General features: G+C 42.4%; 1 protein-coding gene and 1 pseudogene. Both read left to right on the forward strand.

Annotated elements, in window-relative coordinates:
* The first annotated feature begins 545 nt into the window (after positions 1-545).
* Complete coding sequence (atpB, locus tag ACFINX_RS09960) at positions 546-887, forward strand: F0F1 ATP synthase subunit A (protein WP_375621879.1); 342 nt, start codon at positions 546-548, stop codon at positions 885-887.
* A 179-nt stretch (positions 888-1,066) separates the two neighbouring features.
* Positions 1,067-1,606, forward strand: a pseudogene (locus tag ACFINX_RS09965) (cytochrome c oxidase subunit 3).
* Positions 1,607-1,665: the final 59 nt, after the last annotated feature.

A 1,665-nucleotide genomic window follows, 5' to 3' on the forward strand; every position in this document is an offset into this window, starting at 1 on the left:
CTGACAACTAAAATGAACGAAAATCTGTTTACCCTATTCGCAACGGGCCTCAATTAGATACATCCACATGATTTATCACTATCACAACAACACTCCCTACACTATATCTTATTACACAATTAAAACTGCTAAACATACACTACCATCAACCCCCCCCGACAAAAAAACTCTCATAAGCAAGCCCCCAATAGCTACTGACAACTAAAATGAACGAAAATCTGTTTACCCTATTCGCAACTCCAATAATCCTAAATCAACCTGCCACAATCCCCATCATTATATTTCCCATATTATTAATCCCAACGTCCAAACATCTCATTAACAACCGACTAATCACTATCCAACGCAACCTAGTACTATTCACTCTAAAACAAATAATAATAACCCATAATGCTAAGGGGCGAACCTGATCTCTAATACTAATATCCCTCATTTCCTTTTTTACCACAAATAACCTTCTGGTACTCCTACCCCATTCATTTACACCCACCACCCAACTATCCATAAACCTCGCTATAGCAATCCCCTTATGAGCTGCCACAGTAATCACAGGCCTTCGCTTTAAAACCAAAAGCTCCCTAGCTCACCTCCTACCACAAGGCACACCAACATTACTCATCCCCATACTAGTAATAATCGAAACCATTAGCCTGGTCATCCAACCAGTAGCCCTAGCCGTACGCTTAACTGCTAACATTACGGCTGGTCACCTGCTAATACACCTAGTTGGAAACGCAACACTAACACTACTAACTATCAGCCCCCCCGCTACTTCACTGATCTTCACACTCCTGACACTACTCACCATCCTAGAAATCGCAGTTGCTCTAATCCAAGCCTACGTTTTCACACTTCTAGTTAGCCTTTATTTACACAACAACACCTAATGGCCCACCAATCCCATGCTTACCACATAGTCAAACCCAGCCCCTGACCACTAGCAGGGGCTCTATCAGCCCTTCTAACAACATCCGGCTTAGCCATATGATTTCACTTCTATTCCACCACTCTATTAACACTAGGTCTACTAACCACAACACTAACCCTTCACCAATGATGACGCGATATCGTACGAGAAAGCACTTATCAAGGACATCACACGACACCCGTTCAAAAAAACCTTCGATATGGCATAGTCCTATTCATTATCTCAGAAGTCTTCTTCTTTACCGGGTTCTTCTGAGCATTCTACCACTCAAGCCTAGCCCCAACCCCTTATTTAGGGGGCCACTGGCCACCAACAGGTATTACCCCATTAAATCCCTTAGAAGTACCCCTTCTAAATACCTCTGTATTATTAGCATCAGGAGTAACAATTACCTGAACTCACCACAGCCTTATAAACAACAATCGAAAACAAACAACCCAGGCTCTACTCATCACAATTCTACTAGGCATCTATTTCACCTTACTACAAATTTCAGAGTACTTTGAAGCACCCTTCACCATTTCCGACGGTATTTATGGCTCAACATTCTTTATCGCTACGGGTTTCCATGGACTCCACGTCATCATTGGATCCACTTTCCTCCTTATCTGTCTCATCCGCCAACTATTATATCACTTCACACCAAACCACCACTTCGGCTTTGAAGCTGCCGCTTGATATTGACACTTTGTAGATGTTGTATGATTACTCCTCTACATCTCTATTTACTGATGAGG

The organism is Bartonella sp. AP36NXGY, assembly GCF_042195865.1.
Lineage (GTDB): Bacteria > Pseudomonadota > Alphaproteobacteria > Rhizobiales > Rhizobiaceae > Bartonella.